Below are 25,859 nucleotides of genomic sequence, written 5' to 3'. Positions count from 1 at the left end.
CGCGGCCTCATCGGTTCTCCCTTCCGTCGTCGGTTCCGAGTGTTAAGGGCAATCGAGCCGGGGAGAACCCCGGGAAAGGCCGTGCGCTGCTTTCGGGGCGGTGTTATCCCCAGAACCGATGGCCAAGCTCTATTTCTACTACGCCAGCATGAACGCGGGTAAGTCCACGACGCTGCTGCAGGCGAACTTCAACTATCACGAGCGCGGCATGCGCACGATGCTCTGGACCGCCGCGATCGACGATCGCAGCGCGGAGATGGGCGCCGACCATGCGATCGAAAGTCGCATCGGCCTTCACGCCGCCGCGCACCGCTTCGGGCCGAGGACGGACCTGCTCGATCAGGTGCGCGCCGCCCATGCCGTCGAGCCGATCTCCTGCGTGCTGGTGGACGAGGCGCAGTTCCTGACGCGCGAGCAGGCGTGGCAATGCGCCGATATCGCCGACAAGGCCGACGTGCCGGTCATCTGCTACGGCTTGCGCACCGATTTCCGGGGCGAACTGTTTCCCGGCGCGGCGGTCCTGCTGGGGATTGCCGACGCGTTGGTCGAACTGAAGGCGGTCTGCCACTGCGGGCGCAAGGCTTCGATGAACCTGCGCGTGGACGATACCGGGCGCGCGGTCAGCGAGGGCGCGCAGACCGAGATCGGCGGCAACGACCGTTACGTCGCGCTCTGTCGCCGCCATTTCAGCGAGGCGCTCGGCAGATAAAATTACCCGGATATATTGACAATTTAATCCGGGTAAATGTAGAGGCGCGTCCGAAAGGATGCTTCATGCCCGTCACCGTGTTCTACAAGGACGAGATCATCGCGCGCGGCTCTCCGGCGGATTTCGTCGGGGCCTTGCGCGATCTCGGCCCGCTCGCCCGCAGCAGCGACCTGCTTGCCTTCGACGACGATACCGGTCGTCAGGTCGATCTCGATCTGGCCGAACCCGCTACGCCGCGCCCGCGCGGGCGGCCTTCTCTGGGGGTTGAGGCACGCGAAGTGACCTTGCTCCCCCGCCATTGGGAATGGCTCGCTGCGCAGCCCGGTGGGGCGTCGACCACGCTGCGCAAGCTGGTGGAGGCTGCCATGCGCGCCGGGCGCAGCGAGCGTGAATGCCTCGACGCGGCCTACCGTTTCCTCACCGTCATGGCGGGCGACCGGCCGGGCTACGAGGAGGCGATCCGCGCGCTCTACGCCGGGGATCGCGAGAATTTCGACGCCTTGTGCGTGCTCTGGCCGACGCCGATCGCCAAGCACGCCCGCAGGCTTGCATGGCCGAGGGAGGCCGCATGATGGCGCACGGCTGGATCATCCTCGACAAGCCCGTGGGCCTCGGCTCGACGCAGGCGGTCTCGGCGGTGAAGCGCAATTTGCGCGAGGCGGGGTACGGCAAGAAGGTGAAGGTGGGCCACGGCGGCACGCTGGACCCGCTCGCCTCGGGCATCCTGCCCATCGCGCTGGGCGAGGCGACCAAGCTGACTGGGCGGATGCTCGATGCGAGCAAGGCCTACGAGTTCACGATACAGTTCGGTCGACAGACCGACACACTGGATCTCGAAGGCAAGGTCGTGGCCACGAGTGATTTCCAGCCCGGCTTCGGCGCGGTCGAAACGATCCTTCGTGAACGTTTCACAGGTGCAATTGACCAAGTTCCGCCAGCTTACTCCGCAATCAAGGTGGATGGTGAGAGGGCCTATGACCTGGCCAGGGCAGGGGCGGAAGTGGAGCTTAAGTCCCGTCGCGTCACCATCTACGGCTGGGAATACATCGCCGAAGGTTTTGCAGGCGAATGGGATGCGAGCGAGCAATATGTCACATTGCGCGTAAAGGTCTCGAAGGGCACTTATGTCCGCAGCCTTGCGCGGGACATTGCCATCGCTCTGGGAACGGTTGGGCACGTCACCATGCTCCGCCGCATCCAGGCCGGGCCGTTCGACCTGTCTCACGCGATTTCGCTGGACAAATTGAACGAATTCGGTAAGGGCGCGCCTCTTGAACAGATACTCTTGCCGCTGGAGGCGGGGCTGGACGACATCCCGGCCATCGACCTCACCCCGGAGCAGGCAAGGGCGGTCCGACAGGGCCGCGTTCTGACCGGAATGCCCCATGAAGACGGGCTCTACTGCGCGTTCGAGGGCACCGTCCCCGTCGCTCTGGTACAGCTTTCGGACCACGAGGTCCGCGTCGTTCGGGGGTTCAACCTATCCGATGTCGCGGAGTAAATGAAATGTCGGTTACCGCTGAAAAGAAGCAGGACATCATCACGGACAACGCTCGCGTCGCTGGCGACACGGGCAGCCCGGAAGTCCAGGTTGCGATCCTCACCGAGCGCATCAAGAACCTGACCGAGCACTTCAAGGCTCACCACAAGGATAACCACTCGCGTCGCGGTCTGCTGGCCATGGTCAACAAGCGCCGCTCGCTGCTGGACTATCTGAAGAAGAAGGACGTGGCGCGCTACAACGCCCTCATCCAGAAGCTCGGTCTGCGCAAGTAAGCACCGAGACGACGGCCCGCTTCGGCGGGCCGTTTTGCATTTGTGCCCCGCGATGTGATATTGGGGCACCCGAAATTCCGGGCATTCCAGCAATTCGGCGGGAGAGCCCAGGGGCGACGAAAAAGCCCTACACCGGACCGGGACGGTATCCCCGGCAGTAAGCCCCGCATGGCAATAGGGCCGCGCGGGTCAAGGAAATCGAAAATGTTCGACGTAAAGACCGTAAGCATGGAGTGGGGCGGCAAGACCCTCACCCTCGAAACCGGCCGCATCGCCCGTCAGGCCGACGGCGCCGTCCTCGCAACCTACGGCGAGACCGTGGTGCTCTGCGCGGTGACCGCCGCCAAGTCGGTGAAGGAAGGCCAGGACTTCTTCCCGCTGACCGTCCACTACCAGGAGAAGTTCTCCTCGGCCGGCCGCATCCCCGGCGGCTTCTTCAAGCGTGAGCGTGGCGCGACCGAAAAGGAAACGCTGACCAGCCGCCTGATCGACCGTCCGGTCCGTCCCCTCTTCCCCGAGGGCTTCTACAACGAAATCAACGTCATCGCCCAGGTTCTGAGCTTTGACGGCGAGACCGAAGCCGACATCGTCGCGATGATCGCCGCTTCGGCTGCGCTGACCATCTCGGGCGTGCCCTTCATGGGCCCGATCGGCGCCGCGCGCGTCGGCTTCGTCGACGGCGAATACACGCTGAACCCGAAGCAGACCGCCGCCCTCACCGACGGCCGCCTCGACCTCGTCGTCGCCGCCACCGGCGATGCCGTGATGATGGTGGAATCGGAAGCCAAGGAGCTGACCGAGGAAGAGATGCTTGGTGCCGTCGTGTTCGCGCATGACGAGATCAAGAAGGTCGTGAACCTCATCATCGACCTCGCCGAAAAGGCCGCCAAGGAGCCTTGGGACGTCGACCTGTCGGACAACACCGCCGACATCAAGGCGAAGCTCAAGAAGGCCGTCGGCAAGGACGTCACCGCCGCCTACAAGCTGACCGACAAGTCGAAGCGCTCGAACGCCCTCAACGCGGCGCGCGCCAAGGCCAAGGAAGCCTTCGCGGACGAGACCCCGCAGACGCAGATGGTCGCCATCAAGACCATGAAGAAGCTGGAAGCGGAAATCGTGCGCGGCGCCATCCTCAAGGACGGCAAGCGCATCGACGGCCGCACGCTGGAGCAGGTCCGCCCGATCGAATCGATCGTCGGCTTCCTGCCGCGCACCCACGGTTCGGCGCTGTTCACCCGCGGTGAAACGCAGGCGATCTGCACCACCACGCTGGGCACCAAGGACGCCGAGCAGATGATCGACGGCCTCGAAGGCCTGTCGTACTCGTCGTTCATGCTGCACTACAACTTCCCGCCCTACTCGGTCGGTGAAGTGGGCCGCTTCGGCGCCCCGGGCCGCCGCGAAGTCGGCCACGGCAAGCTGGCATGGCGCGCGCTGCATCCCGTGCTGCCCTCGAAGGAGGACTTCCCCTACACGATCCGCGTTCTCTCGGACATCACCGAGTCGAACGGTTCGTCCTCGATGGCCACTGTCTGCGGCGGTTCGCTCTCGATGATGGACGCCGGCGTGCCGCTGGCCCGTCCGGTGTCGGGCATCGCCATGGGCCTGATCCTCGAAGGCAAGGACTTCGCCGTCCTGTCCGACATCCTGGGCGACGAGGATCACCTCGGCGACATGGACTTCAAGGTTGCGGGCACCGAAGCCGGCATCACCACGATGCAGATGGACATCAAGATCGCGGGCATCACGCGCGAGATCATGGCCAAGGCGCTGGAGCAGGCCAAGGCCGGCCGTGCGCACATCCTGGGTGAGATGACCAAGGCTCTGGGTGCCTCGCGCACCGAGCTGTCGGCCCACGCACCGCGCATCGAAACGATCCAGATCGACAAGTCGAAGATCCGCGACGTCATCGGCACCGGCGGCAAGGTCATCCGCGAGATCGTCGCCGAGACCGGCGCCAAGGTCGACATCGACGATGAAGGCGTGATCAAGATCTCGTCCTCCGACATCGCGCAGATCGAAGCCGCCAAGAAGTGGATCCTCGGCATCGTCGAGGAAGCGGAAGTCGGCAAGATCTACCAGGGCAAGGTCGTCAACATCGTCGACTTCGGCGCTTTCGTGAACTTCATGGGTGGCAAGGACGGCCTCGTCCACGTCTCCGAAATGAAGAACGAGCGCGTGGAAAAGCCGACCGACGTCGTCAAGGAAGGCCAGGAAGTCTACGTCAAGGTCCTCGAGATCGACCAGCGCGGCAAGGTCCGCCTGTCGATGCGCGTCGTCGACCAGGAGACTGGCGCCGAGCTGGAAGACACCCGTCCGCCCCGCGAACCGCGTGAAGGCGGCGACCGTGGTCCGCGCGGTGGTGGCGATCGCGGCGGTGACCGTCGTGGCCCGCGCCGTGACGGCGGTGGTCGCGGTGGCGACCGTGGCGGTCGTGGCCCGCGTCGCGATGGCGGCAACGGCGGCGGCAACCCGGACCACATGCCGGCCTTCCTCAAGGAAGACTGATCGGTCCGATCCGCAAGGAAACAGGGAAGGGGCTGCGCGAAAGCGTGGCCCCTTTTCGTATGCGTTATCGGCGCGTTATGCGCGGTGCGCCGGTGGCGGGCGCGTCGGCACGCGGCGGTTGCCTGCCGTCCCGACCGCTGAACTCCACCAGGACGTCGGAGCCGATGAGGCCGTGCCAGGTGATCGCACGATCCGTCCTGCGGTCGGCGGCGACTGCGGCTGGCGTCGCGGTGGCGATCAGCCGCACCTTTATGTCATCGGTCGCGACGCCTGTCATGCGGCAGGCGATGATGAGATAGGCGAGTTCGGTACGATCCGTGACCATCTCGATATCGAGGTCGAGGCCACGCGATCCTCCGGGCGTGGCCGTGCCGTCGCCGATGACGAGCGTGGTGTCGATGGCCTTGATCCTGCCTGTCAGCCACGAGCCGAGGTAGCCCCGACCGCTGTTGCGGACGACGATATCGATCCGCCCCGGCTTCACCGGCAGCGCCGCCAGTGTTCCGGGCGCGCCCGCACGAGCCGGCTGGCCAGGCCCCGGAGCGCTGGCCTGCACGCGACGGCGGTCGAAGTATTCGCCATCGAGGCCGAACGCGCCGCCCGACTTGCCCTGGATGCCGTAACAGTCGACGATCTCGACACCGACCATCCGACCGCCGCCGAGCCCGGTCCAGCCCTCGATACCGCTAAAGCAGTCGCTGATGTGCGCGCCTTCCACATCGACCATGCAGCCGTTGGGGTTCAGGCCCTGTCCGTTGGAGTGCGTGAAGCTGGAGTTGCGCACCGTCAGTTTCGCCGACGGATCGCCGGATGAATAAAGGGTCTCACCGCGCCAGCCGGTCATCTCGCAATCGAGAATCGTGATGTCGGCTCCGCGCACGTCGGCCTGACAGCGGATGCCCTTGTGCGTGATGTCCCAGCCGGCGCCGTCCGAAGGGCGCGCAGGCCAGCCATAGAAACCGCTCTTGCGCGTGCCGCCGTCGATTACGAGGTGCTCCAGCGTCAGCGATTGCCGGGGCATGGTCCGATCGATGCGGCGCCAGTCCACCTTTGCTTTCGACGGCAGGTAGAAGCCGCTGCCGCGCCAGACCTTGCCGCCGACGATGTGAAAAGCCTCACCGGCGTGCGTTCCGGCGGGTGATGCGCCGCCGGGAGCGAGGAAGCGCAGCCGCGTGCGTGCCCGCGCCAGGCCGACGAAGTGCAGGCGCTGGTCGGCCGCGAGCACGATTGTATGGCCGTCGACGGCTTCCTGACCTGCAGGGGAGGTCCGGAGCGGGGTCCAAAGGCTGTAAGTCGATGCGGCCAGCCCGATCCGCTCGACCCCGACCACCGCCGCGTAGTCGACGGCGGCTTGAAAGGCGGGGCGATCGTCGATCCGGCCGGTTGCGCCGGGATCGCCTTTCGCTCCGGCCTGTTCGACCGTGATGAGGCCGCCTGAAGGCTTCAACCGGAAGCATCGGCCATTGCGTGTGACCACGCAGAAGCGAGGGTGCTGGCGCGCCAGATCGGGCGTAGCGAGGGCATCCGCCACGTAATCGGCGGCTCCGCTACCGGCCTTGTCCCAACCCTCGGTGCGCAGGCTGGCCACGCCCCGTGCCGGCGACAAGTGCGCGAGGTCGGAGAACAGCCCGGCGTCGTCCGGTGCGGCGACGGCGCGACCCGCGGTAATCCGGTGTGCAGCGACAGCCCGTCCGGACGCGTTGAGAAGCTCGACATGATAGTCGGCGGTGGTGTCGAGGAAGATCGCGGGGAAGTGCCCCAGCATGTCCGTCGGCAACGGGTTGGGGAGATGTTCCAGCAGGTCATGATCGGCATGGATCGTTGCAAGCAGCGATCCGGGGTCTGTCCGGCTGAACCGGAGTGCCATGCCGGGACAGGGAGCGAGCGCTCCCGCGTGGGCGTGAAGGAGCGGACTGACGTACTGCGTAGCTTTCAAATGGACCTCGTGAAGCGCTGCACCGCCAGTCTGTCTGCGGGCAGGCCCGGCGTCCATGTGCTTGCGGCGATCCGCAGTGCTGCTCCGGCAGGGGGAGCAGCCGGAGTGCTCAGGGTGCAGGTGCCTTCGTCCGCCGGGCGGTGAGGATCTTCACGTCGCTTTCGAGGATCTGGCCCTTCATCACGCCTTCGCCCTTGGTGGCGGAGCGCGGCAGGTTCCAGATCGCCTTCACCACGTCCATGCCCGAGGCGACATGGCCGAAGGCGGCGAAACCGGCGCCGGGATCCTTGCCCTGATTGCCCGCCTCGGCGTCGAGTGAGGTCATGTCGGAGAGCAGGATCAGGAAATCGGCCTGCGCCGTTCCGACCGCGAAGCGCGCCATCGAGACGGTGCCCGCAACATGGCTGATGCCGGTCTTGCTGGTGGGTTCGTGCGCGACCGGGGGCAGCAGGTTGGCGCCGTTGCGCACGCCGCCCTGGAGCAGCCCCTGCTGCGGGTCATGGTCGAGATGCATGGCCCGGTAGAACACGGCGCCATCCATCTTCTTCGAATCGACGTATTTCAGGAAATTGGCCGTGGTCAGCGGCGCATGGGTCTTGTCGAGCGCCAGCGTGACGACGCCCTGGGGCATCGTCAGCGCGACATAGACGTATTCGACCGGAACCGGAGCAGGTGTTGCCGCTGCAGCCGGAGCGACCGGCGCAGGAGGAGGCTCCTGCGCGACGGCGGGTGAGAGCGACAGCACAAGCGGCGCGACGAACGCCGCCAGCATGGCCCTCGACCCGCGCATCGGATCAGCGCACTCGCTTAGCGAACACGGGGGCCACCGAACGGCAGCGGCGGCGGCGCACGGCGCGCACCGCGCGGGAGCTGCGCCTGATAGGCGCGGCCGCAGTGCTCGACGCAGTAGGGGAACCCGGGGTTCACCTTGTCACCGCAGAAGTGGAAGTCCGGCTCGCCCGGGTGGCCCATCGGCCAGCGGCAGATGCGGTCGTTGAGGTCGAGCAGGCTGGTCTTGCCGGCGATCTCCGCGCTCGGCTTCGCGGGCACGAGGCGGCGCGGCGGAGCGGGCGGGATCGGCTGCTGCTGGTCGCCGGGGCCCTGGCGCAGGAAGCCGCCGGGGCCGACCGAGACGATGCGCGGCTGCACGGGAGCGGCCGGGGCAGCATCGGCCGACGGAGCGGGCGAGGGCTCGGCGCGGGGTGCGGGAGCCTGCGGGGCGGGCGCAGCGGCGCGGGCGGCCGGAGCCTCGACGCGCGGAGCAGGGGTCGGCTCGGGCGCGGGCGCAGCCTCCACCGGCTTGGGCTTCTTCGGAGCGGGCGCGGGACGCGCGGGCTTCTCGTTCGGCTTCACTGGGGACGGGCGCGCCTTCAGACCGAGGCGATGGGCCTTGCCGATCACCGCGTTGCGGCTGACACCGCCGAGTTCGTCCGCGATCTGGCTGGCGGTGGACCCACCCTCCCACATCTTGGTCAGCTTCTCGATCCGCTCGTCCGTCCAGCTCATTCCAGTTCCATCACTTCAAGGAAGGCGATCAGAGAATCGCCCCCGATTTCCAGGCGCCGCTTGCCTCGGAAGGCGTCAGCCGATAGTCGCCGGTACATGCCCGATCAATCCTATTCGACCGACCTGCCGGACGCCTCCGGGATCATCAACCCCGATGACAGTACGGCGCGCCGATTTCCGGCAAAGGGAGAGCCGATCATCCACCAGGTAAACTGGGTGGGGCTCAAGACGCTCTATATGAAGGAGGTTCGGCGCTTCTTCAAGGTCCAGACCCAGACGATCTGGGCCCCGGCCATCACCACGATGCTATTTCTGGTGATCTTCACCGTCGCGCTGGGGCGCGGCGGGCGCGAGGTGCTGGGCGTCAACTTCGCGACCTTCGTGGCGCCGGGCCTGATCGTCATGGGCATGATGCAGAACGCCTTCGCCAATTCCAGCTTCTCGTTCCTTGCCGGCAAGGTGCAGGGCACTATCATCGACTTCCTGATGCCGCCGCTGACCGAGGCCGAGCTGATGCTGGCGATGATCGGCGCAGCGGTGACGCGTGCGGTGCTGGTTGGCCTCGCGCTGACGCTGGCGATGCTGCTGTGGCCGGGCGTCGACCTGTCGGTGGCGCACCCGTGGGCGGTCGTGTGGTTCGGGCTTGCCGGTTCCACCTTCCTCGCGCTGCTGGGCCTGCTGTCGTCGGTCTGGGCGGAGAAGTTCGACCACAACGCGGCGGTGACCAACTTCGTCATCGCGCCGCTCTCGCTGCTGTCCGGCACGTTCTACGTGATCGACAACCTCGCGCCCGCTTTCCAGGCGATCAGCCGCGTCAATCCGTTCTTCTATGTGATCTCGGGCTTCCGCTTCGGCTTCCTCGGCCAGAGCGACATCGGCGACACCAACATGGCCGTGCTGCACAGTGCGCTGGGTGTTGGTCTGCTCGACGCGGCGCTGGCGACGGTCGTTTTCCTCGTCCTGCGGTCAGGCTGGAAGCTGAAGGGCTGATTTCCGCCGCTCCGACTGCGAAAATGCCGCCGCGGAGAGGCTTTCGTTAATAAAAACTTATCTGCTCTGGTGCAGGCATGCCGATGTGGCGTCCCGATTGGCCTTGAGCGAAAGCCGAAAGAAGACGGTCGTGCGCTTCACCGCGCCGATCGTGCTGGCGGCCTTGTGCATCCTCGTATTGATCCTCGGCCTGCTGGAGTGGTCCGGGCGCGAAGTCGATCGCATGGCGCGCAACCGCGACCGGGCCATCGTCTCGCTGGTCCTCTCGCAGAGCATAGAGCGGATCGCCCATGCTCAGGAATCCTCGACCGTCTGGGACGAGGCCGTGCGCGAAGCGCGCAAGCGCCCGCTCGATGCGCGCTGGCTCGATCTCAATCTCGGCATCTGGTTCGAGAACTACGCCGGGATCGACGAGGTCTACCTGCTCGATCCCGCAGGAGCAGCGATCTACGCCATGCGCGGTGGCAAGCGGACACGGCCCGAGGACTTCCTTGCTATCAAGGCCATCGCGGCTCCGCTGCTGGCCCGGCTGCGCCACACGCAGACCGTCAGGCGGCGCACCGAGGCGGACGTCGCCATGCTCTCGCCGGGGCAGGCCGACATCGCGGTAGTCCGGGGCCGCCCCGCCATCGTCAGCCTCAAGCCGATCGTCACCGACAGCGGCACGCTGCATCAGGTTCCCGGAACCGAGGCGGTGCATGTCGCGGTGGTCTATCTCGACGCCGAGTTCTTCGCCGGGATCAACGAGCAGTACGGTCTGGCCCAGGCGCACTATGCCCCCGTTCCGGCGAGCGGTGACAACCTGCGGTCGATCCCGCTGCACGACCGTGCGCAGCGCACCGTCGGCTATCTGGTTTGGCGCCCTTTTGCGCCGGGTAGCCAGGTCATCTCCGCGCTGGCCCCGGTGCTGGCGATCGTGCTGCTGGTGATCGCGGCGGTCATGTTCCTGCTCGCCAGCCGGCTGGCGCGGCGCACGCACGATCTTGAGGAAAGCCGCATCGACGCGCAGCACCGCGCCATGCACGACGAACTCACCGGACTCGGCAACCGGGCGATGTTCGAACAGCGGCTGGACGAGGCGCTGTCGCGCTCGCGGCGGCACAAGTCGCTGCTGGCGCTGCTCTACATCGATCTCGATCGCTTCAAGCAGGTCAACGACACGCTGGGCCATCCGGCGGGCGATGCGCTGATCCGGCAGGTGGCGCGCCGCCTGGTCGCCGAAGTGCGCGGCTATGACATCGTCGCGCGACTGGGCGGGGACGAGTTCGCCATCCTGATCGGCGAGCCCGACGACCTCGCCGCCATCGACGGTATCTGCACGCGCATCGTGGCGGAGATCGAGCGACCGTTCGACCTGTCGGGCTCGCAGGCCTTCATCGGCGCCAGCATCGGCGTCGCCGTCGCACCCTCGCACGGCCTCGACCGTACCGAACTCACCCGCAAGGCCGACATCGCGCTTTACAAGGCCAAGACCGAAGGACGCAGTCGCTTCGTGTTCTTCACGCCGGAGATGGACGTCGATGTCCGCTCGCGTGAGGAGACCTACCGCGAACTGCGCCTCGCCCTGGCCGACTGCGACCGGCAGCTTGAAGTCCACTACCAGCCGATCTGGGCGGTGGCGGATCGCCGCATGATCGGGGTGGAGGCGCTGCTGCGCTGGCAGCACCCGCAGCAGGGCCTTGTCGCGCCGGTGGACTTCATCCGCTCGGCCGAAGAGACCGGCCTGATCGCCGTGCTGGGCGAATGGGTGCTGCGCCGCGCGATAAAGGACGCGCGCGCCTGGCCAGACTTGCGCGTCGCAGTCAACGTCTCGCCGATCCAGCTACGCAGCCGCAAGTTCGTCGACACCGTGCGCGAAGTGCTGGCGGCGGGCGGGGTGAGCGCCGACCGGCTGGAGCTGGAACTGACCGAGACGGCGCTGATGGGCGCGTCGGGCGAAGTGGCGCGCTCGCTGGCCGAACTGCGACGGCTGGGCGTCGCCTGCGCGCTGGACGATTTCGGGACGGGCTATTCCTCGCTCAGCCACATCCGCGACTTCGCGGTAGACCGGATCAAGATCGACCGTTCCTTCGTCAACGCGGTCGACACGATCCCCGGTGCGGCGCTGGTGGAGGCGATCGTCGGCCTCGCCCGCGCGAACGGCCTGCGCCTGACGGCCGAGGGCGTGGAGACGGAAAGTCAGCTCGCCTTCCTCGACCGCGTGGGCTGCCCGGAGGTTCAGGGCTACTTGCTGTCGCGCCCCGTGCCCGCCACGATGATAACGAAGCTGCTGGCCGCCTCGCGGCTGGACGAGGCCTACCGCCCCTCCGCGCCGTTCTGAAGCTTAGTGGGCGAGGCCGCGACGCAGGCGATAGCGCCCGTTGCTGAAGTCCTCGAACATCTCCGAAAGCGAAGGATGATCCACCGGGCCGCCGTCGGCATCGTCGGTCAGGTTCTGCTGACTGACATAGGCGACGTAGCTCGATTCCTCGTTCTCAGCGAGGAGATGGTAGAAGGGCTGGTCGCGTTTGGGGCGGACTTCGGCCGGGATCGACTGATACCATTCCTCGCTGTTGGCGAAGACCGGATCGATGTCGAAGACGACGCCGCGAAAGTCGTGATGCCGGTGGCGAACGACATCGCCGATGGCAAACCGCGCCCGGGTCCGGAGCGGCGCGTCGATGACGCGTCCGGCCTGAGGGGAGAAGAAGGACGCTCTGTTCATGGGCGAGATATAGTTTTCATCCACAGGTCAAACAAGCGAACCGGAGGCGCTGTTCCCGGAAAAATGAAATCAGGGCTTGGCAAGCTCGAAAAGGTCGGCTAACGGCGCGCTTCCCGACCCGGTGGAAGCCTTTTCCACCGCACACATCTTCTAGCGGAGAGGTGGCAGAGTGGTCGAATGCGCCGCACTCGAAATGCGGTGTACGGGTAACCGTACCGTGGGTTCGAATCCCACCCTCTCCGCCAAGAACTCCTTGCAACCGACTGAGTTGCAAGACCTTTCCCCGGTCTCCGCCAGCTTACACCGATGCCTCCGCGACCCGCAGGGCGCCGGGGCGCAGGCCGAAGCGGCGCAGGATGGCCTTGCTGAGTGCGCTTTCCGAGGTGTAGCCGACGTCGGCGGCGATCTTCGCGATGGGATCGGACGTACCGGCGAGGCGCTGGCGGGCGATCGTCAGGCGCAGGTCTGACAGGAACGCCATCGGGCTGGTGCCGCCGTGGCGTCGAAAGCTGCGGATTAGGCTTGCCCGTGAGGTCACGGCGATCGTCGCCATTTCGTCCAGCGTCCATTCGCGTGGCAGGTCCGCCAGCACGGCGAGGACCACGCGCGCCGTCGTGCGGTCGCGCAGAAGGGAGAGGGCGCCGTCGTCGATCGCGGTCGTCGTGAGGTGGTCGCGCAGCATCAGGACGAACAGGGCGCGGGCAAAGTCGGAGGCGACGATCTCCGATCCGGCGAGACCTCCGTCGAGTTCGTCACGGATGTCGGTCAGCAGGCGCCGGAAACGCTCCATCACCGGAGCGTCGGCGGTGCGGATGACGATCTCGTCGGGCAGGGCGGACAGCAGTGGATTGCGCTCGTCCGCCTCGAAGACGAGCCTGCCGCAAAGAAGTTCGGTGTCCTGCTCCGCCCCCGACGTCGAGCGGTCGCGCACGCCGTTGCGGAATTCACTGGCGATCGGCCTGCGCACGCCCGCCAGGCGGCTGCGGACGACGTGGCTGTCGCCATGCGGGAGCAGGAGGATGTCGCCGGCGGCCAGAGTTATTGGCTCCCGCCCGGGCCGATCGATGATGCAGGCGCCGCGGGTGACGATGTGGAACTGGGCGAACCCTTGTCCCAGAGGCGCGTGCGGCGAGTCCCAGGATCCGCCGAAGCGGCAGAAGTCCTCGATCTCGGGCCTGATGCGCAGCAGCGGTGCCATCGCCCTGAGCAGTTCGGCCGCGCCATCGGACATGCTGGTGTTCATTTGATCCGCCCGGACATGGAATCGCGCCGCACGGACATGTCCCGAAGCGGCCCGGTTTCCCAGATGGTCTCCTGCAATTGATACATGGAGACTGCAATGTCGATGCTGGATTGGAATGCGTATCGGGGTCAGGTCGTCGCCGGCGTCGGCGAGATCGCCAGCCTCAGCCCTGACACCGTGAAGGGGTATGCCGCGCTGAGCGGCGCGGGCGCGAAGACCGGCCATCTGGACGGCAAGACCCGCGAACTGATCGCGCTGGCCGCCGCCGTCAGCTTGCGCTGCGACGGATGTATCGCCGTCCACACCGCCGAAGCGAAGAAGCTGGGCGTGACGCAGGAGGAGATCGCGGAGGCCCTCGGCGTGGCGATCGCCATCAACGCAGGCGCGGCGCTGGTCTATTCGACCCGCACGCTCGACGCCTTTGCCGCAGCCTGAGAACGGAGGAAAATCGTCATGAACAGCTCGATACGCCGCGTTCTCTCGCTGGTCGCCGATTCGCAGTCGAACCGACTGGGCATCGCCGCGATGAAGATCGCCATCGCCGTCATCTTCCTGTGGATCGGCGCGCTCAAGTTCGTGCCCTACGAGGCGGACAGCATCACGCCGTTCGTCGCCAATAGTCCGGTCATGTCGTTCTTCTACGAGCACCCGGAAGAGTACAAGGCGCATATGACGCATGAAGGCGAGCTCAAGCCGGAGCAGCGCGCATGGCAGACGGCCAACAATACCTACGGGTTCTCTGACGGGCTGGGCGCGCTGGAACTGGTGATCGGCGGCCTGACGCTTGCCGGGCTGGTATCGCGCCGGCTGGGGATCGTCGGCGCAGCGCTGGCCTTCGCTACACCCTTCGTCACGATGTCGTTCCTGGTTACGACGCCCGAGGCATGGGTGCCTGCGCTGGGCGATGCCCATCACGGCTTCCCGTACCTGTCCGGCGCGGGGCGATTGGTCCTGAAGGACACCGCGATCCTTGCGGGTGCTTGGCTCATCATCGTGGACACCGCCAGGGCGTTGCTTCGCGATGGCGGCGCGGAGAAGGGGCGCGCGTAAACGGGTCCGCACGACCTGCCTCTCACAAATGCGTGATCTAGCCCCGCCAGCCGGATGTCCCGGCCGGCGGGGCTTTTTGCAGGTGAGCGGAAAGTTGTGACGGTTCCCTTTCAAAATCAGATTTTACAACGATTTAAATGTCGCAATCACGGTCCTGAGCCATGTTGTCCGCAACAGAGATCGAGCAGACGCCATCTGGATTGATAGTGGGCCGGTAGTTGGCATTACCGGCGCTCGCGGGTCGGATTCCGGCGTCTATCGAAAGCAAAAGCTGTGAGGGAACGCGCAATGAAGCCGAACTATTCGCCGAAGTCTGCCGAACTCTATGCCGATACCGAGACTCCCGCGCTTCCCGCGACGGACATGACGCTGGACAGGCAGCGGGTGGCGTTCGTGGTGATCGACCCGCAGGTTGACGTCATGAGCGAGAAGGGGCTGGCCTGGGCCGCCGTCGGAGAGAGCGTCACCGAGAACAATCTCGTGCCCAATCTCGTCGAACTGTTCGGGGCGGCCAAGAAGGCGGGCATCGTCGTCGCCGTCTCTCCCCATTACTACTATCACTGGGATCACGACTGGCGCTGGCAGGCCCCGCTGGAGCGGTTCCAGCACGATGTCGGCGCCTTCGATCGGACCGGCCCCTACGAGGTCGGCGATTTTCGCGGATCGGGCGCCGATTTCATGGAGGAGTTCAAGCCCTTCATCGAGGATGGCAGGACCATCATCTGCTCGCCGCACAAGCTCTACGGTCCGCAGGCGAACGACCTGAAGTTCCAGCTCGGGAAGCAGGGCGTGAACCAGGTCATCCTCGCGGGGATGCTGGCCAACATGTGCGTAGAATCGCATATGCGCGACCTGCTGGAAGCGGGTTTCGAGGTCGCCGTGGTGCGCGATGCGGTCGCCGCGCCGAAGCTTCCCGACGGTGACGGCTACCTCGCCGCGCTCATCAACTACCGCTTCATGGCCAACGCGGTGTGGAGCACCGACGAGACGGTCGAAAAGCTGCTCGGGATGGCGGGCTGAGGCTGGTTTCCGAGCGGGAGCACAGGCGATGAAATTCCCGACCGTCCCGGCATCGTACTTCGGCATGGTGCTGGGGCTGACCGGGCTCGGCAACGCCTGGCGCGGGGCGCATCTCGCGTGGGGCCTGCCGGCTGCGGTCGGCGAGTTGGTGATGCTCGTCGGGGGCGTGGTCTGGGCGCTCGTCACCGTCTGCTATGTCGCCAAGTGGATCGTCGCGCGCGAGGATGCGCTGGCGGAGCTGGTGCATCCGGTGCAGTGCTGCTTCGTCGGGCTCGCCGGGGTGGCGACGATGCTGGTGGCCGGCGGTCTGGCGCCCCATACGCGCGACGCGGGGCTGGCGCTGTACGTCATCGGCGGCCTGTTCACCTTCGGCTTCGCGGTGTGGCGGACGGGTGGCCTCTGGCTTGGCGGGAGAGACCCGGACACCACCACGCCGGTGCTCTACCTGCCGACCGTGGCGGGCAGCTTCGTAGCGGCCATCGTGGGGAGTGCATTCGGGATCGGCGATCTCGGACAGTATTTCCTCGGCATGGGACTGTTCGGCTGGCTGGCCATCGAATCCGTGCTGCTGCACCGGCTGCTGACGCAACCTGGCATGGCGAGCGCGCTGCGCCCGACGCTGGGCGTGCAACTGGCGCCCCCGGTGGTCGGGGCGGTGGCGCTGCTGGCAGCGGTGCCTCAGGTGCCCTTCGCGGTGGCCCACGCCATGATCGGCTACGGCATCCTGCAGGTGCTGGTCCTGATCCGGCTGCTGCCGTGGATATTCAGGCAGCCCTTCGCGCCGTCCTACTGGGCGTTCACCTTCGGCATCACCGCGCTCGCCACCGGTCCGATCCGGCTCGTGGCGATGGGGGACCACGGCGTCGTCCGCGTCCTTGCGCCGATCCTCTTCGGCCTCGCCAACGTCGTCGTCGTGCTGATCGCGGTGGGCACGCTTTACCGCCTGCTGGGCGCGGGCAGCCATTCACCCGCGGCGGCTGCCGTTCCGGCACCATCGACCCCTGTAACCTGACGAGAAGGCCAGCGATGAAAGAGCTTTACCTCAAGATACTCGGCCTCGTCGCAGGCAGCAGGTCGCACGCCATCGGCATCGCGGCGATGAAGATCGCCATCGCCGTCGTCTTCCTCTGGATCGGCTGGCTGAAGTTCATCCCTTACGAGGCGGACAGCATCACGCCGTTTGTCGCCAACAGTCCGTTCATGTCGTTCTTCTATGCCCATCCCGCCGAGTATGCCGCCCATCTGACCCGCGAGGGCATGCTGAACGAGGCGCACCGTGCATGGCAGGTCACCAACGGAACCTATACGTTTTCCCGTGGCCTTGGGACGGTGGAGATCATCATCGGCCTTCTGACGCTGTCCGGCCTGTTCTCGCGCAGGGTGGGCCTTGTCGGGGCGCTGCTGGCCTTCGCGACGCCCTTCGTCACGCTGTCGTTCCTGCTGACAACGCCGGAGGCGTGGGTGCCCGCGCTCGGCGATGCGCAGCACGGATTTCCCTATCTTTCGGGAGCGGGGCGGCTCGTCCTCAAGGACACCGCTCTCCTGGCAGGCGCCTGGCTGGTGATCGTGGACACGGCGCGGCGACTGCTTGCCCGTTAGATTGAGAGGCTGCGCAGCAGGTCCAGCCGCGTGCGCGCTCCCGCAAGTCCGGGGATTTCTACCGGCATGCGCAGGATCGCGCCCTTGCCGCGGTTCTCCGCATTGCCGCCGGTAGCGATGTAGAGCGCGGACGGGTCGTCGGCGCCGAAGTCCAGGCTGACGATGTGGGGGTAGGGGAAGGACAGCGAGCGAAGAAGGTCTCCCTGCGCGGAGAACTGCACCAGTTTCCCGGTGCGCCACCCGGCCACCCACAGGTTGCCTTCGACGTCCGCGACCATGCCGTCGCTGTCGTCCATTTCGATGAGGACTTCGCCTTCGCCGGGCCGTCCCGCACCGTCCAGCGGATAGCGCCAGATGCCGCGCAGGGTCTCCGAATGGTAGAGCCACTTGCCGCAGGGGCTTAGCGCGAAGCCGTTCGAGGCGATGACGTCACGGCGCAGGACAGTGACTTCGCCCGCCGCCGACATGTGGAACAGCGTGCCCGGTCCGGGAGCGCCGCCGGTCTCGAAGATCGAGGCGAAGTCTATGGTTCCGGCGAACAGGCCGCCCCAACCGTCGGCCTCCATGTCGTTGACGGCGATGACCGGGCTGCCCTCGATCTCGGGCAGGATGGCGCGGGTTTTACCAGTCGCGGGGTCGAGCGCGGCGATGCCGTCGCGGCCGCTGCACAGCACCATGCCGCTCTCGTCGAAGACGATGCCGCCCACCCACTGCCTGCCGGGCAGCATCGTTTCTGCCGCGTGCCCTGCGCGCTTGCGGTGGACGCCGGTGCCGGTCAGGTCGGAGAACCAGATGTCGCCTTCCGGGGAGACGCGCGGCGCTTCGATGAACTGATAGCCTTCGACCACGACCTCGAAACGGTCCGTCACCGTCGTTTCCATTCCGCTCTCCCCTGATGCGTCGGCTGTTTTCTATGCGCTCCGACCGGCAAGTACATGGCGACAGGCGCCCGAACAGTTTCGTTGAGCCTGCCGCATCCTTGCTGCGCGCATTCCATGGCTTGCGCAAATAGCCATTGTGAGGGGGACAAATGGATCAGGTGCGCCGGATCGCTTCGCTAGGCTCGCAACGACGAGGGGAGCATGATCGCGCGCGGATCGACCAGACCGGCTTCCGACAGGGCGGCCCAGAACGCATCCGGGATCGCATGCGTCATTAGGGCTGTCGCGGTAGCCAGTTCGTCCGGCGTCGCGATGCCGGGAATGACGGCCTCGACCACCGGATGCCGCACGGGGAACTGGAGCGCGGCGGCGGGGAGGGGGACGCCGAATGCGGCGCAGATGTCTTCGATCCGGCCTACGCGCTCGACCACGGCGGCAGGCGGCGCGCCGTATTCGTAGTGCGCGGGCGGGCCGCTGCGCACCCCGCGCGCGAGTATGCCGGAGTTGAACGGCGCTCCCGCCACCACCCGCACGCCCCTTTGCGCACAGAGCGGGAAGAGGCTGTCGAGCGGCGTCTGTTCGAGCAGCGTGTAGCGTCCCGCCAGCAGGATCACGTCGAGGTCGGCGTGGCCGAGCACTTCCTCGCACACCGCCGTCTCGTTGACGCCGAGGCCGATGGCGCGGACCGCGCCGCCGTCGCGCAGTTCCTGCATGGCGCGCAGGCCGCCGCCCAGGAACTCGCGCATCCGCGCTTCGTGGGCCTCGCCGTGGGCGTAGCTGCCGATGTCGTGGGCGAGCAGCACGTCGATGCGGTTGCGGCGCAGGCGCTTCAGGCTGGCCTCGTAGGAGCGCATCACCGCGTCGTAGGTGTAGTCGAACACGCTCTCGAACGGCTCGGGCGAGACGAAGCCCTGCCGCACCGCCGAAAGATCCGCGCCGGACATTGGATCGAGGCGGCGGCCGACCTTGGTGGAGATCACCGCTTCGCCTGCCAGGTCCAGTTCCGCCAGCGCGTCACCGAGGCGCTTTTCGCTGAGGCCGAAGCCGTAGTGCGGCGCGGTGTCGAAATAGCGTAGCCCCGACGCCCACGCGGCCTCGATCACGGCGAAGGCGTCGGCGTCCGGGATCGCGCGGTAGAGGTTGCCCACCGCCGCCGCGCCGAAGCCCAGCTTTCCGGGGAAGAACGGCTGCGTCATCATTGTTCCAGTCCGTAGAATTCGCGGGCGGCGCCTTCGAACAGGCGGGGCAGGTCGGTGTTGCCAACAAGGGCCAGCGTATCGTCTATCCAGTCGGCGTAGCTGTCGCCCATGTGCAGCAGGACCGGCCAGTCGCTGCCCCACATCGTCCTTCCGCCGAAGTTGGCGAGCACATGCTGCACATAGGGGGCGAGCGCGGCGGCGTCCTGTCCTTGCGCCTGCTGGGTGCGCAGACCGGAGAGCTTGCACCAGACGTTCGGCAGTTCAGCGAGGGCGGCAAGATCGGCGCGCCACGGATCGAGGACGAGGTTCGCCGCGTCGGGCTTGCCCGCGTGATCGACGACGATGGCAAGCTGGGGATAGCGCCGTGCCAGTGCTGCAATGGCGGGCAGGTGGCGCGGCTCGACGAGCGCATCGAAGCGCAGGCCGTGGGCCACCATCGCCGCGATCGCGGGGGCAAGGTCTTCGCGCAGGATCCATTCGCTGTCGGCGATGGATTGCAGCATGGGACGCAGGCCGACGCACTTGGGATGCGCGGCCAGTGCGGCGATGCGCGCGGGGGCGTCCAGCGCATCGAGCGCGGCCCATGCGACGACGCCCAGCATCATGGGATCGTCGGCGGTGAGCGCCAGCATCCAGTCGGTATCGCGGTCGTCCGGCTGCGACTGGACGAGGACGGAGCCCGCGAAATCCAGACCTTCGGTGGCGGCGGCAAGGTCCGGCGGCAGGAAGTCGCGGTGGAGCAGGGGCCAGTCGGCGTCGGGCCAGGTGCATTCCGGGGCGTCGATGCGCCAGAAATGCTGGTGGGCATCGAGCACGCGCGGGCGGGTCATGCACGCATCTCCGGCGCGGTGATGAAGGGGCGCCGGATAGGGTCTTGCTTCGCCGTCATGTCCTCTTCCATACCTTCCGAGCTTGCACCCGGTTTAAACATACGACATCATACAATATCAATTGCGGCTGTCCATGCCGCCGATCCATCATGATGAAAGGATGCCACGAATGAAACTGTGCCGCGTCGGGGAACCCGGAAACGAGCGCCCCGCGATGATCGATGCCGATGGCGGCATCCGCGACCTGTCGGGCCACGTCGGCGACATCGGACCGGACGCCATCGGGGCCGAGGGTCTCGCCGCGCTTGCCGCGATCGACCCGGCCTCGCTGCCGCTGGTCGAAGGGCCGGTGCGCTATGGTCCCTGCGTCGGCGGGACGCGGCAGTTCGTGGCGATCGGCCTCAACTATGCCGACCACGCCGCCGAATCCAACCTCCCGATCCCCGAGCAGCCGGTGGTGTTCAACAAGTGGGTGAGCTGCATCCAGGGCCCGAACGATCCCGTCACCGTGCCGCTCGGCTCGCGCAAGACCGACTGGGAAGTCGAACTCGGCGTCGTCATCGGCACCGAGGCGTTCAACGTCGATGAAGCCTCCGCCCTCGACCATGTCGCGGGCTACTGCGTCATCAACGACGTGTCGGAGCGCGAATGGCAGATCGAGCGCGGCGCGACCTGGGACAAGGGCAAGGGCTTCCCCGGCTTCGGCCCGATCGGCCCGTGGCTGGTCACGGCGGACGAAGTGGGCGATCCGCAGGCGCTGTCCATGTGGCTGGATGTCAACGGCAAGCGCGTGCAGGACGGCAGTTCCTCGACGATGATCTTCACCGTGGCGCAGATCGTGTCCTACCTCAGCCAGTTCATGCGCCTGCTGCCGGGCGACGTCATCACCACCGGCACGCCGCCGGGCGTCGGCCTCGGCCAGAAGCCGGAACCCTGGTATCTCAAGCCGGGCGACGTGGTGGAACTGGGCATCGAGAAGCTCGGCACCCAGCGGCAGGAGTTCGTCGCTCCCTGATGGCCCGTTGACAGCACTCGCCCCATGCGCTTAATTCATCATACGTATTATATGAAGATGGAGAGAGCATGGGGCGTCTAGCTGGGAAAACCGCACTGGTCACGGCTGCCGGACAGGGAATCGGCCGGGCCAGCGCGGAGGCCTTCCTGCGCGAAGGGGCGCGGGTGATCGCCACCGATATCCGCGCCGAGCCGCTCGCGGACTTTGACGGGGCGGAGACGCTGGTGCTCGACGTCACCGACGCGGACGCGGTGAAGGCCGTCGCGGCGGCGCATCCCGAGATCGACGTGCTGTTCAACTGCGCGGGCTTCGTCCACCCCGGCACCATCCTCGACTGCGACGAGGACGCCTGGGCCTTCTCCAACACCCTCAACGTCACCGCGCAGTATCGCATGATCCGCGCGGTACTGCCGAACATGCTGGCGCTGGGCGGCGGGTCGATCATCAACATGTCCTCGGTCGCCTCCAGCGTGAAGGGCGTGCCCAACCGCTTCGCCTATTCGACCACCAAGGCCGCCGTGATCGGCCTCACCAAGTCGGTCGCGACGGACTTCGTGACCAGGGGCATCCGCTGCAACGCGATCTGCCCCGGCACGGTGGAGACGCCCTCGCTGCTTCAGAGGCTTCACGACACCGGCGATTTCGACAAGGCCTATGCCGAGTTCACCGCAAGGCAGCCGATGGGCCGCTTCGGCGGGGCGGGCGAGCTGGCGGCTCTGGCGGTCTACCTCGCGTCGGACGAGTCCGCGTTCACCACCGGCGCCATCCACGTCATCGACGGCGGCTGGACGGCCTGACCGTGATGGTCCGGTCCTTCTTCGTCATTGCGAGCGTAGCGAAGCAATCCAGGGTCAGCCTGCTCCGCTGGATTGCTTCGCTACGCTCGCAATGACGAAGTGGGTGGGTCGGATGCATGACCGACTTAGAAAAAGAGGGAGAGGGAAATGATCGAGGCTCGCCGCATCGCGCGCCATCTGGCCGTTCTGGCCGCAAGCGCCAGCGCGCTTCCCGCCATCGCGCAGGAGCGCGCGGTGGAGGTCCACGTTTCGCTGCAGGGGGACGACCGCAATCCGGGCACGGACGCCCGCCCGGTCCGCTCGCTCACCCGTGCGCAGGCACTGGTGCGCAAGAGCAACGCCAAGGCCGACGTCACCGTGCTGCTGGGCGAGGGGACATGGCGGCTCGACGCGCCGCTGCTGTTCCGCCGCGCCGACGGCGGGCAGGGCGGCCATGCGGTGACGTGGAAGGCGGCGGCGGGCGCGCATCCGGTGATCTCGGGCGGCATGACGGTGAGCGGCTTCAAGTCCTACGACGCCGAGCGCCGGATCTGGGTGGCGGACGTGCCCAAGGGCCTCGACACCCGGCAGGTCTGGGTCGACGGCACGCTGGCCGAGCGCCCGTGGATGGAGATCCGCGCCGCCGACGTGAAGTTCGACGCGCAGGGCTTCACGGTGACCAACCCCAAGCTCGACTGGCTCGGCAAGCTGACCGCGCCGGGCCGCGTGGAACTGGAGGCGACCGGCTTCTTCACCGACCGCGTATCGCCGGTGAAGTCGATCGAGGGCAGCCACATCACGATGCAGCAGCCCGCGTGGGACAACAACACCTGGGGCTACGATACGATCTCCAAGCCGATCTTCCCCGACGACAGCCGTCTGTTCCTCGTCGGCGCGCTGGAGTTCGTGGGCAAGGCGAACGACTGGCATTCGCGGCCCTACCAGTGGGTGATCGATCCGCAGGCGGGCAAGCTCTACCTGCGCATGGGACTGGACGAGGACATCGCCACCCGCGAGGTCGTGGTGCCCCGGCTGGAGGCGCTCGTCTCCATCGCCGGCACGCCCGACGCCCCGGTGGAGCGCCTGCGGTTCGAGGGGCTGCGCTTCTCGCACACCAGCTGGCTCGGCCCCTCGCGCCCGACCGGATACGCCAACCAGCAGAGCGGCGCGTTCCTCTACGAGACGTCGCCCCTGCGCCCCGCCGACGCATGGCAGAGCTGCGGCTGGGGCTGCGTCGAGTTCGAATCCATGCGGCAGAAGTGGCACCAGATGCCCGCCGCCGTGCAGGTTGCCGCCGCGCGCGACGTGACCTTCGCGGGCAACACCTTCTCGCAGATCGGGCAGGTGGCGCTGGGCATCGGCAACGATGCCAACGCCAACCTCTCGGGCGTCGGCCTCGCCACGCAGGGCATCCGCGTGACGCGCAACCGCTTCGCCGTGCTGGCGGGCAGCGCGATCATGGCGGGCGGCGTGCGGATCGAGGCGCATCACCCGGACGACGCGAAGCTCGTCAACCGCGACCTCGCGATAGAGGACAACACCGTCGTCACCGTCAGCCAGGACTACAAGGACAACGCGGCGATCCTGACGACCTACATCTCCGGCGCGCGCATCGCCCACAACGACGTCAGCGACGCGCCCTATGACGGCATCGCGGTCGGCTGGGGCTGGGGCTACAACGACGCGGGCGGCAACCCGAACTACGACGAGAACGCCAAGGGCTACGTCCACAACACGAAGTTCACCACGCCCACGACGCTGCGCGACACCGTGGTGGAAGGCAACCGCATCCATGGCGTGAAGAACTGGTTCATGGACGGCGGCGCGATCTACAACCTTTCGGCCAACCCCGGCTCGGTGATCCGCGGCAACCATATCTTCGACATCGGCAACAAGATCGCGATCTATCTGGACGAGGGATCGAAGCACTTCGCCGTGACCGGCAACGTCGTCGAGACCGGCGGCAAGTGGCTGAACATCAACACCGCGGGCGGCATGTACAAGCGCCGCATCTCCACCGACAACACCGCGACCGGCAACTGGCACACCGTCAACAGCACCGGCGGCCGCTGGCTGGAGGAGATCGGCAACGTCGCGAAGGACAACCCGCTGGTGCCCGACCGCGACTGGCCCGCCGAGGCGCGCGCGGTGATCGACAACGCCGGGGTGCGGCCCGAGGCGCAACCGTGAACCGTCGCGGACTGCTCAAGCATGCGGGGCTGATCGGTGCGGTGGCGGGCCTGCCGCTGCGTCCGGCACTGGCGCAGGAGGCGGGGCTGCGCATCGTCGACCTGCGGGCCGAAGGGCTGGTCGATCCCATCGGCATCCAGGATCAGGACGTGCGCCTGTCCTGGCGGCTGGAGGGCCAGCGGCGAGGCATCACCCAGACGCGGTGTGAAGTGCAGGCCGCCTCCACTCGCGCGCTGCTGGAGGCGGGCACGCCGGACCTGTGGTGGGCGGGCGAGGTGCTCATCCGGCGCAGCATGGACATGGGCTGGCTGGGCGCGCGGCTGGCCCCGCGCCAGAAGGTCTTCTGGCGCGTCGTCGTGCGCGACGACAATGCCGTGCGTGCGACGAGCGCGGTCGCGACGTTCGAGATGGGCGCGCTCGACGGCAGCGCGCCCGGCGTGCCTGCCGCCTGCACGCAGACGGCGCGGCCATTGTTCGACAATGCCGCGATACAGGGCCTGTGGCAGAAGGGCTTTGCTGCGGAAAATGCTGCACTCTGCGATTCCGCGCGCGGGGCTCTAAATGCAGCATTCTGGGACGGCGCGGCCTTCGACGTGGACGTGCGCGCACTCGCCCGCCGCAGCATGGCGGGGCTGACCGAGCCTGATCGCGAGGACATGACCATCCTGCTGCCGTGGACGCTCTGGCAGCGCTACGGCGACACCGCGCTGGCCGAACGCAACTGGGCGGCAATGGTGCGGCACTTGCGCACGATCGCCGAGGCAAGCCCCGGCAACATGAGGCGCGGCACCAAGGGCTACACCGATCCGGACGCGCCGGACGCCTCGACGCCGGGCGACCTTATCGCCATGGCCCTGTGGAAGCGCGCGGTCGATGCCATGGCCGCCGTCGCTCATGGCGCCAAGCGCCAGCCGGAGGCGGAGCGCTATGATCAGCTTTCGCGCGACATCGCCGATGCTTTCGCGGCGACCTTCGTCAAGCCGGACGGCACCGTCGGCGGCGGATCGCAGGGCGCGCAGGCGCTGGCCTTGCGGTTCGGGCTGGTGCCTGAGGCTTTGCGCGATGGGGCCACGGCGAAGCTGGTGGCGGACATCCGCCAGCGCGGTGGCAGGCTCTCCACCGGGCGGCTTGGCACGGTGCCGGCGCTCGATGTGCTCGCCGACGCGGGCGAGGCGGCGCTGGTCCATGACCTGCTGCTGCGCGGCGATCTGGTCGGCGGCGATGCGCTCTCGGGCTTCCTGCTGCGTCGCGTGGCGGGGATTGATCCGGTGGAGCCGGGCTTCCTGAAGTGGCGCTTCGCCCCCGTCCTCGACCCGCGCCTGCCGCGCGGTGGGGCGAGCTACGACAGCGTGCTGGGGCGCATCGTCACGGACTGGACTTATTCGCCGGGGCGGTTCGAGGCGCGGATCACGGTGCCGGGCAATTCGCGCGCCGAGGTGTGGCTGCCTGCGGCGTCGGTCGATGCGGTGCGTGAGGGCGGCCGGGCTCTGGGGTCGGTCGAGGGCGTGACCGTCGTCGGTGTGCGCGATGGGCGCGTCGTGCTTGAGGTCGGCTCGGGCGAGTACGTGTTTACGATTGCCTGATTGGTGGCCGTGCGAAGGCGGGGCACATCTCCCGGTCTGGCCACATCACACGGCAGGAGATGGGTTCCCGCCTTCGCGGGAATGACGGGCTTTTGAGCATAAGCCACGTATCCCTTCACGTCGCCCCTGCGCAGGCAGGGGCCGACGGGGTGGAAGGCCGGCGCAGAACTCGTCGTCCCGGACTTGATCCGGGGCTTCGACAAGCTCAGCCTGAGCGGGAACACCCACTTTCGTCATTGCGAGCGCAGCGAAGCAATCCAGCAGTAGCGCGTAACGCTGGATTGCTTCGCTGCGCTCGCAATGACGAAACCTCTAAACACCGCTCAGGCTGAGCCTGTCGAAGC

At 67.1% G+C, this 25,859-nt stretch carries 24 protein-coding genes and 1 tRNA gene; 17 read left to right on the top strand and 8 right to left on the bottom strand.

Features of this window, described 5'->3' with window-relative positions:
* Window positions 1-118: 118 nt before the first annotated feature.
* The 5 genes from LO787_RS02390 (at window position 119) to pnp (ending at window position 4,993) form a co-directional block, all read left to right on the top strand.
* Window positions 119-709, top strand: coding sequence for a thymidine kinase (locus LO787_RS02390; protein WP_232494286.1), 591 nt, complete (start codon window positions 119-121; stop codon window positions 707-709).
* 65 nt (window positions 710-774) lie between these two features.
* Window positions 775-1,281 carry a DUF2239 family protein gene (locus LO787_RS02385; protein ID WP_232494285.1) on the top strand — a complete coding sequence of 169 codons (507 nt, stop codon included), beginning with the start codon at window positions 775-777 and terminating at the stop codon, window positions 1,279-1,281.
* Window positions 1,281-2,210, top strand: a complete 930-nt coding sequence (gene truB / locus LO787_RS02380) for a tRNA pseudouridine(55) synthase TruB (RefSeq protein ID WP_232496230.1) — start codon at window positions 1,281-1,283, stop codon at window positions 2,208-2,210. The genes LO787_RS02385 and truB overlap by 1 nt, the downstream gene beginning before the upstream one ends.
* A 5-nt stretch (window positions 2,211-2,215) precedes the next feature.
* Window positions 2,216-2,485, top strand: coding sequence for a 30S ribosomal protein S15 (gene rpsO / locus LO787_RS02375; protein WP_103098845.1), 270 nt, complete (start codon window positions 2,216-2,218; stop codon window positions 2,483-2,485).
* 204 nt (window positions 2,486-2,689) lie between these two features.
* Window positions 2,690-4,993, top strand: a complete 2,304-nt coding sequence (gene pnp, locus LO787_RS02370; RefSeq protein ID WP_232494284.1) for a polyribonucleotide nucleotidyltransferase — start codon at window positions 2,690-2,692, stop codon at window positions 4,991-4,993.
* Between the two features lie 64 nt (window positions 4,994-5,057).
* Here pnp and LO787_RS02365 read toward each other — a convergent pair whose 3' ends face one another.
* The 3 genes from LO787_RS02365 to LO787_RS02355 all read right to left on the bottom strand — a co-directional run bounded on the left by LO787_RS02365 (window position 5,058) and on the right by LO787_RS02355 (window position 8,435).
* On the bottom strand, window positions 5,058-6,860 hold the full coding sequence (locus LO787_RS02365) for a hypothetical protein (protein ID WP_232494283.1): 1,803 nt from the start codon (window positions 6,858-6,860) through the stop codon (window positions 5,058-5,060).
* A gap of 178 nt (window positions 6,861-7,038) precedes the next feature.
* Window positions 7,039-7,719, bottom strand: a complete 681-nt coding sequence (locus LO787_RS02360) for a peptidylprolyl isomerase (protein ID WP_232494282.1) — start codon at window positions 7,717-7,719, stop codon at window positions 7,039-7,041.
* A 17-nt stretch (window positions 7,720-7,736) separates the two neighbouring features.
* The gene (locus tag LO787_RS02355; RefSeq protein WP_232494281.1) at window positions 7,737-8,435 is read right to left on the bottom strand and encodes a GcrA family cell cycle regulator; all 699 of its coding nucleotides are present in this window, start codon (window positions 8,433-8,435) and stop codon (window positions 7,737-7,739) included.
* Between the two features lie 96 nt (window positions 8,436-8,531).
* Between LO787_RS02355 and LO787_RS02350 the strand changes: the two genes are divergently transcribed.
* Entirely contained in the window at window positions 8,532-9,425 is an 894-nt protein-coding gene (locus tag LO787_RS02350) for an ABC transporter permease (RefSeq protein ID WP_232494280.1), read from the top strand.
* A 103-nt stretch (window positions 9,426-9,528) separates the two neighbouring features.
* Window positions 9,529-11,745 (top strand): putative bifunctional diguanylate cyclase/phosphodiesterase, encoded by a 2,217-nt coding sequence (locus tag LO787_RS02345; RefSeq protein WP_232494279.1) that lies wholly within the window; start codon window positions 9,529-9,531, stop codon window positions 11,743-11,745.
* Between the two features lie 3 nt (window positions 11,746-11,748).
* Here the strand turns inward: LO787_RS02345 and hspQ are convergent, their stop codons facing one another.
* Window positions 11,749-12,129: a heat shock protein HspQ gene (gene hspQ / locus LO787_RS02340; RefSeq protein ID WP_232494278.1), complete on the bottom strand. Its 381-nt coding sequence runs from the start codon at window positions 12,127-12,129 to the stop codon at window positions 11,749-11,751.
* A 155-nt stretch (window positions 12,130-12,284) separates the two neighbouring features.
* Between hspQ and LO787_RS02335 the strand changes: the two genes are divergently transcribed.
* Window positions 12,285-12,374 (top strand) — tRNA-Ser (locus LO787_RS02335).
* Window positions 12,375-12,427: 53 nt separating this feature from the next.
* Here LO787_RS02335 and LO787_RS02330 read toward each other — a convergent pair.
* Window positions 12,428-13,372: an AraC family transcriptional regulator gene (locus LO787_RS02330; protein WP_232494277.1), complete on the bottom strand. Its 945-nt coding sequence runs from the start codon at window positions 13,370-13,372 to the stop codon at window positions 12,428-12,430.
* 96 nt (window positions 13,373-13,468) lie between these two features.
* On the opposite strand from LO787_RS02330, the gene LO787_RS02325 reads away from it, so the two are divergent.
* The 5 genes from LO787_RS02325 (at window position 13,469) to rclC (LO787_RS02305) (ending at window position 17,041) form a co-directional block, all read left to right on the top strand.
* Entirely contained in the window at window positions 13,469-13,807 is a 339-nt protein-coding gene (locus LO787_RS02325) for a carboxymuconolactone decarboxylase family protein (protein WP_232494276.1), read from the top strand.
* Between the two features lie 18 nt (window positions 13,808-13,825).
* A complete protein-coding gene (rclC, locus tag LO787_RS02320; RefSeq protein WP_276574172.1) occupies window positions 13,826-14,422 on the top strand; it encodes a reactive chlorine resistance membrane protein RclC in 597 nt (198 codons plus the stop codon).
* Between the two features lie 288 nt (window positions 14,423-14,710).
* Window positions 14,711-15,442 (top strand): isochorismatase family protein, encoded by a 732-nt coding sequence (locus tag LO787_RS02315; RefSeq protein WP_232494275.1) that lies wholly within the window; start codon window positions 14,711-14,713, stop codon window positions 15,440-15,442.
* A gap of 28 nt (window positions 15,443-15,470) precedes the next feature.
* Window positions 15,471-16,454 (top strand): dicarboxylate transporter/tellurite-resistance protein TehA, encoded by a 984-nt coding sequence (gene tehA, locus LO787_RS02310; protein WP_232494274.1) that lies wholly within the window; start codon window positions 15,471-15,473, stop codon window positions 16,452-16,454.
* Window positions 16,455-16,468: 14 nt separating this feature from the next.
* Complete coding sequence (rclC, locus tag LO787_RS02305) at window positions 16,469-17,041, top strand: reactive chlorine resistance membrane protein RclC (RefSeq protein WP_232494273.1); 573 nt, start codon at window positions 16,469-16,471, stop codon at window positions 17,039-17,041.
* On the opposite strand, the gene LO787_RS02300 is transcribed toward rclC (LO787_RS02305), so the two are convergent.
* The 3 genes from LO787_RS02300 to LO787_RS02290 all read right to left on the bottom strand — a co-directional run bounded on the left by LO787_RS02300 (window position 17,038) and on the right by LO787_RS02290 (window position 19,951).
* Entirely contained in the window at window positions 17,038-17,922 is an 885-nt protein-coding gene (locus LO787_RS02300; RefSeq protein ID WP_232494272.1) for an SMP-30/gluconolactonase/LRE family protein, read from the bottom strand. The two genes, rclC (LO787_RS02305) and LO787_RS02300, sit on opposite strands and share 4 nt — an antisense overlap.
* 176 nt (window positions 17,923-18,098) lie before the next feature.
* Window positions 18,099-19,121, bottom strand: coding sequence for an aldo/keto reductase (locus LO787_RS02295; protein ID WP_232494271.1), 1,023 nt, complete (start codon window positions 19,119-19,121; stop codon window positions 18,099-18,101).
* Window positions 19,118-19,951, bottom strand: a complete 834-nt coding sequence (locus tag LO787_RS02290; protein ID WP_232494270.1) for an amidohydrolase family protein — start codon at window positions 19,949-19,951, stop codon at window positions 19,118-19,120. Before LO787_RS02290 ends, LO787_RS02295 begins: the two co-directional genes overlap by 4 nt.
* Window positions 19,952-20,120: 169 nt before the next feature.
* Between LO787_RS02290 and LO787_RS02285 the strand changes: the two genes are divergently transcribed.
* The 4 genes from LO787_RS02285 to LO787_RS02270 all read left to right on the top strand — a co-directional run bounded on the left by LO787_RS02285 (window position 20,121) and on the right by LO787_RS02270 (window position 25,515).
* Window positions 20,121-20,966, top strand: coding sequence for a fumarylacetoacetate hydrolase family protein (locus tag LO787_RS02285; protein WP_232494269.1), 846 nt, complete (start codon window positions 20,121-20,123; stop codon window positions 20,964-20,966).
* A gap of 68 nt (window positions 20,967-21,034) precedes the next feature.
* On the top strand, window positions 21,035-21,763 hold the full coding sequence (locus LO787_RS02280; protein ID WP_232494268.1) for an SDR family oxidoreductase: 729 nt from the start codon (window positions 21,035-21,037) through the stop codon (window positions 21,761-21,763).
* Between the two features lie 147 nt (window positions 21,764-21,910).
* The gene (locus LO787_RS02275; RefSeq protein WP_232494267.1) at window positions 21,911-23,932 is read left to right on the top strand and encodes a right-handed parallel beta-helix repeat-containing protein; all 2,022 of its coding nucleotides are present in this window, start codon (window positions 21,911-21,913) and stop codon (window positions 23,930-23,932) included.
* Window positions 23,929-25,515, top strand: a complete 1,587-nt coding sequence (locus tag LO787_RS02270; RefSeq protein WP_232494266.1) for an alpha-L-rhamnosidase-related protein — start codon at window positions 23,929-23,931, stop codon at window positions 25,513-25,515. The genes LO787_RS02275 and LO787_RS02270 overlap by 4 nt, the downstream gene beginning before the upstream one ends.
* Window positions 25,516-25,859 lie beyond the last annotated feature (344 nt).

Source organism: Novosphingobium kaempferiae (assembly GCF_021227995.1).
In the GTDB taxonomy this organism is placed as follows: Bacteria; Pseudomonadota; Alphaproteobacteria; order Sphingomonadales; family Sphingomonadaceae; genus Novosphingobium; species Novosphingobium kaempferiae.
The sequence above is the reverse complement of the archived record's forward strand: the minus strand, read 5'-3'. Positions and strand labels throughout refer to the sequence as shown.